We start from the raw sequence: 2,268 nt of genomic DNA, 5'->3' as shown, positions 1-2,268 counted from the left end.
CCCGTGAAGTTCGTGCCGCTGATGGTCACGCTGGTTCCCACCGGACCGCTGGCAGGCGTGAATCCGGAGATCGTCGGCGACTGTACGGTCCCGGCTGCGGCGGGGTCTCCGCCCTCCCATCCCATGAAGGTGAACGCCGACTTGAAGGCCTCCATGCCGACGTCACCCGTCGGGTATGTGCTGTTGGGATCGGTGACCGAGAACTGGAAGACCCCGTTGTTGGAGACCGTCAGCGTGTTTCCGTCGGCGGTCAGCCGCCACTTGTCTCCGGCCAGGAGGGTGGGCGGAGTACTGAAGCCTCCGATGAGCAAGAAGTTTCCCGGGACGATCTTGTAGACGCCCGAGGCCGAGGGATTGTCGACATAGAGGAACAGCAGGTATCCCGTCTGACCGAGGTTGGTTCGATCGATGCGGACCACCGGCCCGCCTCCGCCTCCGCTCCCTGCCGGTGACACCGGTCCCAGCGTGACCTCGGAATACTGCTTCTGAGGAGGCGCGATGCTCCAGACTCCGGAGATGTTGTGTTGGTTGATGTCCCTGCCGATCGCCAGACCACCCGCCTTCCTGAATCCCTGATAGCCGGGCAGCGGGTACCAGCGGTCGCCTTCGTCCAGCGGATCCTCGACGCCGGAGAAGGTCGTGGAGGCCCAGACCCCCGACGAGGCTGGTGCCGCCCCCGTCGCCCAGGAGGAGATCGATGCGTCCGTCACCGGAGGAACCTGGACGAAGCTGAGCATCCCCGTCGTTCCCGTGTCGTAGCGGGGGGGGCAATTGGGGGCCGCTGGGCAGCCGTCGCCGTCGGGGCCGGAGTTGTAGATGAACTCGCGGACGCCGTTGTGAATCCCGTAGATGACCGGGCCACGCGCGATCAGGCGGACGCGGTCGCCGTCTGCAAAAGGCGAGTGCTGGATGAGCTTGGCCGCGCTGTACGAGCTACCGTTCGCGACGATCCGGTAGAGCCAGTTGTTCTCTCCGCTCGCGCCGTTCGTGCCCCAGTAGAGATACCCGCTGTCGATCGCCGGACCCGAGGGCTGGAGGCGAACCCAGGCCCCGACGTAGTCCCTGGGGACGGTGGTGCCGGCGGGGGGGGGGCCGATGTGCCCGACGACGATCTCCGCGTAGTGATCGTTCGGCACCCCGGCAGCCGCAGCCATGCGGGCGCCGGCATGGTTGTTGTGCGCCGCGTTGTACCCGTTCTGGTAGGCGAGCCCGTTGTTCTTCTGGAAACGGATCCCGTCGGGAGACATGGAGTTGAGCGGCTCCCAGAGGGCGTTCTCCGAGAGCGGGTCTTCCTGGCCGGCGAAGTTGGAGGATACGATCGGGTCGGCAGCGAGGGCGATGCGGGGGATGAAGATTGCCAGGGCAAGGCAGCTCAGAAATCGTCCCGCACGGCGCTGACGCAGTGCGCGCTCGACGAGGTTCACGGAAACACTCCTGTCTTCTCCGCTTTGGCCGGGGGACGGCGGTCGGATGGGGACCCGGCGGCGGAGGTGCAAAGCAACAGCCTTGCCAAAGCGGTGCGTGCCGGAGACGACGCGAAATTTCACTCTGCAGTCCGCTCTTTCGCCTACACGCTGCGCGCGCGGCTATGCGGTTCTCGGTAAAAACGCGTCGATCGCGCCTGCGCTGGGACCGCAATTGTTACAAGCCGACGTGCGGTCCCCGGGGCCGGCGGCGCTTCCGGGCAGCAATCGGCACGCGGGGCGCTCGAGAGGAAGTCATACGGGCAGGCGAGGGACCTCTGCCGCTCCCGGGTGCGACCGTCAGTTCAGACCACCTGGGTGCGCAGCGCCCGCGGAGTGCGGAGCATCCGGTACAGGATGAGCAAGAACTTCGGGTCGTCCAGGAGATACCGGCGACTCAGCCGGCGCGGTTCCTGTAAGAGCCGGAAGAGCCACTCGAGTCCCGCGCGCGACATCCAAGCGGGCGCGCGACGTGCCGCCCCCGCGACGAAGTCCAGCGCCGCGCCCAGGCCGATGCCGACCGTGGGGGAGATGCGCGGCCCGACTCTATGCAGCCACAATTCCTGTTTCGGCGCACCGAGCGCTACGAGGAGGATCTCCGGCCTCGCACGGCGGATGCGATCGATCACCGGTTCGTCCTGGGCCGGATCTGATTCGAGGGAAATCATCGGTGCATCGCAACCCACGACGTCCACCCTGAATCGTGCCGTCAGGACCTTCGCCGCCTTTTCAGCAACTCCCGCTCCGCCACCGAGCAGGTAGACCTTCCAGCGCCGTGTTGCTGCCCGCTCGATCAACGGAAGGA

The 2,268-nt window shown here is 66.5% G+C and carries 2 protein-coding genes; both read right to left on the bottom strand.

Going from position 1 to position 2,268, the window contains the following annotated elements:
* Positions 1-1,424, bottom strand: a 1,424-nt coding sequence (locus VEW47_05785) for a hypothetical protein (GenBank protein HYS04688.1), incomplete at its 3' end; no start/stop codon positions are given.
* Positions 1,425-1,768: 344 nt separating this feature from the next.
* A partial coding sequence (locus VEW47_05780; protein HYS04687.1) for a WecB/TagA/CpsF family glycosyltransferase occupies positions 1,769-2,268 on the bottom strand: 500 nt, incomplete at its 5' end.

The organism is Candidatus Dormiibacterota bacterium (assembly GCA_035635555.1).
GTDB lineage: Bacteria > Acidobacteriota > Polarisedimenticolia > Gp22-AA2 > Gp22-AA2 > Gp22-AA3.
This window is presented reverse-complemented; position numbering and strand designations above follow the sequence as displayed.